This is a genomic window from uncultured Porphyromonas sp. (assembly GCF_934359325.1).
GTDB lineage: Bacteria > Bacteroidota > Bacteroidia > Bacteroidales > Porphyromonadaceae > Porphyromonas_A.
In genome coordinates, this window is sequence record NZ_CAKRLH010000113.1 from 1 (window position 1) to 5,175 (window position 5,175).

The 5,175-nt window shown below is 59.3% G+C and carries 2 protein-coding genes; both read right to left on the minus strand.

The window, feature by feature from the left end; all coding sequences use genetic code 11:
- Positions 1–99 precede the first annotated feature (99 nt).
- Positions 100–1,965, minus strand: a complete 1,866-nt coding sequence (locus Q0F21_RS05135; protein ID WP_297238010.1) for a TonB-dependent receptor — start codon at positions 1,963–1,965, stop codon at positions 100–102.
- A 45-nt stretch (positions 1,966–2,010) separates the two neighbouring features.
- The gene (locus Q0F21_RS05140) at positions 2,011–5,007 is read right to left on the minus strand and encodes a tetratricopeptide repeat protein (RefSeq protein WP_297238012.1); all 2,997 of its coding nucleotides are present in this window, start codon (positions 5,005–5,007) and stop codon (positions 2,011–2,013) included.
- Positions 5,008–5,175: the final 168 nt, after the last annotated feature.

Genomic DNA, 5,175 nt, shown 5'->3' on the forward strand with positions numbered 1-5,175 from the left:
GATCCGGACTTTGCCCCACTCACTTACTCCGGTAAGTGGGTCCACGCCGGTGCGATGTAAAAAGAGAGGCGAAGCCAAGTGGCTTCGCCTCTCTTAGTCTTACAGCTCGAGGGTAATGCTGCCGTAGGCTCCTATGCCGGGGCTGTAGTAGTGGCTCCAGCGCTGCATCCTCTGATTGAGGAGGTTCTCCACCGTGAGCGAGACCCCAAGATTCTTCAGCACCTTATAGGAGACCTGAGCATCGAGCTTGGTCGTGAATGGTAGGGTGTAGACCACTTCTTCTCCCTCACGGACTAACTCCCGCGGAAGTAGCTGCTCCATCTTGATCCCTCCCAGACCGAGGAAGTTAGCGCTCAGGGTCAGATCCTTGATCGGACTGTAGGCGAGGTCTGCCGTCAGCTCCAGGGTCGGTCTGCCGAGGACACTCTCCTTTACCTCGTGATACGCCTTGCCGCTCTCCTCCTCAGAGAGAGTCGGACGGGCGTAGTGATTGTACTTCACACCGAGCGAACCACTGAGCCCCTCCGCTCCTGTATAGCGGGCACCGAGGCTAAAGTAGCCGTGACGAACGGAACCGAGATTACGGAGGTTAAAGAGTGCCACCGCAGCATAGGGCTCTCCCTCGTAACCCTCCGGTGTGGGGGTGGAGGCGCTCTTACTAGTAAAGTCGTAGAAATCTCTGTAGTCGGCAAATCCGCCCTTGAGGTCGAGGGCAAAGCCGTTCCAAGAGCCCAGCTCCAGCCCCAGTGCAACATCGTACGTCGAGGACTCGATGCCCTGCGCAATGCTCATCGGGTCAGCATACCTATTGATCCGATAGAGGTCGCGCATCGAGAGCATCGTCATGCCGCCGTTGGCGGAGAGTAGGAGCGAGGCCTTGTTGTGCATCCTCCAGCGTAGTAGCGCATCGGGTGTGATCAACAGCTGCTTGGCGCCCATCGTGGGGAGCTGTACCTTTACCCCCGCACGGATCTGGAGCGACGGGATGATGTAGTCAAAGTGTGGGATGAGGGTGATGATCTGTGATGCCCTCCCTCCTGCGACCTCCTTGTCGAGTGAGAAGCGATTGATCTCATAGCCGGCGTCGACGCCGAACCTGAAGTCATTGATCTTCGCCCCATAGGTGAGGCTTCCCATGACTCCGGCATGGAGTGCGTTGCCTCGCCCGACGATGTAGACCCCGATCGGCTCGCCTTCTCGAGGAGCGTTTACATCTGCATTACGATTACCGTAGTCGACCGTGGCGCTCAGGCTGTACTCCCAGGTGGAGAGAGCGCTGATGGGCGCCGGTGAGAGGGAGACGCTGAGTCCCGTGCCATAGTAGCTTATCAGCTCAGGCTTCTCCGGCGTAATGGTACTGACGAGGTACGGCAGCTCACCCGACTTCACCGAACTCAGCGGATGCCCATAGAGTGAGTGGGCGTGTCCGAAGCCGAATCCCTCGATCTCCAGCATACGACCGCTCTCAGGCAGCTTCTGGGAGTATCTCACCAGTGCCTCCGTGTCGTGAGTCTCATTGATCGGAGCCTCGTCCAGCTTCCCTCTCTGGCCGGTGACATGTCGGGAGGTGTGGTCGAGGGCGAACGTGATCGTCCCATACTCTCCGGCTCTGAAGTGAGCGCCGATGTTTCCTCCCGCCTTAACGGGATAGCCTCCGAAGAGTCGGGCGTAGAAGTGGTGGCTCCCGTACTCAGGGAGGAGTAGGTTCTCGCTCGGTGAGAAGAGCCGAGGCCTCGCCTTCATGCTCAGGCTGTAGCTGTTTCGGGCAAAGTCCAGCGGGTGGAGCTGCCGAGGTGTCTGACTGGCGAGGGGATTGAAGAACTCCTTCTTCGCCTGACTAGTCTCCGGTATGTAGGCTCTCTGCAGGGTCATCGACCGGCGTAGCGTGTCTGCCGGCGTCTGGGCGCTCAGACCAAGGAGCATCGACGATGCTGCGAGCGTGACTAAGAGTTGTCTGATCTTCATATATGGTGTAGGATCTATCTTTAGGAAAAAATGAGTACGACGAAGTCAGAGGCGTGAGAGACGCTCATCGATCCGGTCAATGATGCCGTCCTGCTGGTTCTTATACCCGGACCGCAGGCTCTCGAGGTAGGTCTTGGCTGTGCTCTTGTCGCCGAGACGGACGTAGCTGTCGCTCAGGAGGAGGATGGCTCGTGCCAGCCAGTATCGGCTGTCGGACTGTCCACTCACCACCTTCTCCATCCGGTCGCGAACCGTCTGGAACTGTCCCTGATCAAAGAGCTCCTCTGCTGCCAGCACGCGGGCTGCCGTCGTCTGGACGGAGGCGGGCAGCTGTAGCACAGCTCGGGCATAGAGCCGCGCCATATCCTTCTTCCCCACCTGGTCATAGCGGGCTGCGGCTGCCGTCATCACCTCAGACTTAGTCTGCGGCGTGAGGTCCCACTTACTCCGAGAGACATCATCGGCAAGGGCGAGGAGGAAGTCGTAGCTCTGACTCTTCTGCGCATGAGTTGCTGCTGCGGAGATGTAGCGGCTGCGGTCAGCCTGAGTGGTGCTCTCGTTGGCGAGCCGGAGGGCGACCTCCGCTGCTCGGGCGGAGTTACCACTTCGCTCATAATTCTCCAGGAGAAGGAGCTTGACATCGTGGCTCATCGTCGGCTCCAGCTGCATCGTCGAGAGACGCTCGAGGATCGGTGTCGCCTCTCTATACCGCTTATTAGAGGATAGGATCAGAGCCTTGCTGTAGAGCGCCTTGTCGAGATACGCCCCGGCGGGGAAGCGTGTCAGGTAATCATCCAGTGCCTTGATCGCCTCAGCGGGCTTCCCCTCGGAGACGATCTTGTCAGCCGCGAGGTAGGTCATCTCGTCCATCTCGCGGTCGGAGATCGCTCCGGTACCACCGATAGAGCGCACCAGGCTATTGTACTCATCCACTCGATTGAGCTGGATACTAAGCGCCTTAAGGTTCTCCAGTGCTGTCTTCGCCGCATCGGACTTGGGGTAACTCCGGATCACCGCCACATAGGCATCCGCTGCCTCGGAGAAGCTCTCCTCGCTCATATAGGTGAGAGCCTTCTGCACTGCGGCGGAGGGCGCAAGCTCATGTCTGGGATAATTCGTCACCACGCGATCATACGCCTGCCTGGCGAGGGACTGTCTATTGAGCATACTGTAGGTCTGTCCCAGCTCATAGAAGCCCTCAGCAAGGAGTGATGAAGAGGGGAAGGTCTGCTGCATGCGAGAGAGGAGACTGATCTTCCCCTCGTAGTCCTTCTGCAGCCCGAGGACGATGCCACGGTGGAGAAAGCCGTAGTCCGACTCCGCTCCCCCGGTTCGCGCTGCCTGGTCGAAGTAGTCGGCAGCCTCGCTGAGTCGACGCTCCTGTACAGAGATATCGCCGAGGCGATTGAGCACAGCGGTGCGCTCGTTGGTCGAAGGAGTGGTCTGAGAGAGATAGGACCGGAAGGCACTCTTGGCCTGGTCGTAATTCTTGTTATTGAAGTAGGCGTAGCCTAAGGTGTAGTAAGCCTGAGGATTGAGCTTAAGGCTCTCGGGACGGTTGTCGAGATAGGCACGGGTGTCGCTGATCGCCCCCTTGTAGTCTCCCTTGCGGTAGGCCGCCTCTCCGCGCCAGAGATAAGCCTCTGCGACGCTCTCAGGATCCTCGTTCTTCCCGATGATCCGCCCGTACTGCTCGGTTGCCTTACGGAGGTCGCCTCCTGCGAGAGCCTGATTGGCCTTTCCGAGTTTCACCTTCTCCCTCACTCTCCTCAGTTCGGGCGGGAGCGGGCTTATCGAGGAGATCTCTCGAAGCACGTCTGCCCGCTTGGGGTCATTGAGGAAAGCGTCACTCAGGTGGGTGATCACCTTGGACCGGTAGGCTCCGGTCGGGTAGCGTCTGAGGTAGGAGGCAAAGCGCTTCGTACCAGCACCGAGACGTCCCTGATGAGCGGCGTAGGCGGCGAGAGCGCCATTGAACTGCGCGTCCTCAGTCAGCGGGGCGTAGACGTCGATCTCTACTGCCCGGTCAAAGGACGAAAGGGCGCTGCTGCTCTTCCCACTGCTTAGATTCGTGAGTCCAAGGTAGTAGTGCGATAGCTGAGACATAAAGTCCGGCGTGCCGTCATCGACCCGGGTGAGGTAGCCTATCGCCTCTGTCTCGTGGCCCAACTCGTACAGGTTTTTTCCGAGGACAAGCAGGTCGATCCTTCCCGGTTGCTCAGCCTGCCTCATGTACTGCCGCAGGTAGTCGGTGGAGAGATCGATCCGCCCGGTCATCGCTGCGGCAAGGCCTGCGGTGTGGAGGAGCGAGTGACGGGCGCTGCTCTCGGAGGCATCCCGCTTGAGCCCCCTCTGTGCCAGTGTCAGAGCCCCCTCATAGTCCTCCTCTGAGAGACGCGACTCGGCCACATAGGCGAGCGCCTCAGTGCCGTAAGTGTTGCTGCTGTAGAGTCCCGAGAGGAGCTTCTCCCCCTCGCTCGCCCGATCCGACTTCAGGAGAAGGTAACCGCCATAGAAGGCTGCGGCACTGTGGAAGTCCCTGGAGTAGGTGAGTGGGAGGAAGAGCTTGAGTGCCGCCTCCTCGGAGCCGGTCTTCATAAGCGAGAAGGCGTGGTAGTAGTCGATCGCCTGCGCTCTCTCCTCCGGTAGTGCCGTCACGTCGGTCCGGTCCAGCCAGTAGACCGCACCGGAGTAGTCACCCCGCACATAGTACCACTCGCCGAGTCGGCTCTGGGCATAGGGTAGGAGAGCGCTATGGGGATGCTGCTCGATGAAGTGGAGGAGCTTGAGGTCCGCCTCCTCAGCACCCATGCTGCTGCGGGCGATGGCATCGAGGTAAAGCGCCTCCTCGCCCATGATGGGCATACTCCAAGTCTCCCTGTAGAGCGGTGCCAGACTCTCCACCACGCCTGTATATGCCTGCAGCGCCTTCGCCTGACGGGAGTGGAGGAGGTGCGTCATGGGGGAGACAGGCTCCTGTCCCGCCACGGTGGCTGAGAAGCCCAGGGCAGCGGTGACTAAGGCTAGTATCTTCTTGTCCATAGGATCGAAAATGTCTCTTGAGATATAACTTATCCCAAAGGTACCAAAATCTGACAGAGCGGACGGAAAAAAGCAAATAGTCCGTACCAGGGTGGCGGATCGGAAACCTCCAAACACGCCTTATACTGGATCGCCCGGGTGCTCGACTGCTGTCCCGATACGCTCTTT

Excerpts from the sequence above, each read along its gene's own strand:
- Q0F21_RS05135 (WP_297238010.1), bottom strand. The coding sequence starts at position 1,965 with ATGAAGATCAGACAACTCTTAGTCACGCTCGCAGCATCGTCGATGCTC.
- Q0F21_RS05140 (WP_297238012.1), bottom strand. The coding sequence starts at position 5,007 with ATGGACAAGAAGATACTAGCCTTAGTCACCGCTGCCCTGGGCTTCTCA.